General features: G+C 68.2%; 1 protein-coding gene. It reads left to right on the forward strand.

The features are described 5' to 3' along the window. Positions 1 to 264: hypothetical protein (locus SB753_RS38225; RefSeq protein ID WP_410805314.1), on the forward strand; the 264-nt coding region annotated here is incomplete at both ends.

Here is a 264-nt window from a genome sequence, read left to right on the forward strand (position 1 = left end):
CTGGGGTTCTCGGCCTGCATCCGTGATCTGGGCATGCAGGTGCACACCGTGGCCGATCGGATGCGGTCAACTGGGGTCGAATGGCTGGCCAAATCCCGCATGGCTGAACGAATCGCGGCGATTCTCCCGCCATTCGTGACGCAGCCAGCCGAATGGACCGCATCCACGCGACAGGTGGGCTCAGGCCACCATCCCGCGCCAGATGACCTCGACCGCGGCGCGCAGCCGAGCGGCCACCGCAGGGTCGTCCATCCGGTCGCCGCG

It is taken from the genome of Paraburkholderia sp. SIMBA_053 (genome assembly GCF_046534895.1).
GTDB lineage: Bacteria > Pseudomonadota > Gammaproteobacteria > Burkholderiales > Burkholderiaceae > Paraburkholderia > Paraburkholderia caledonica.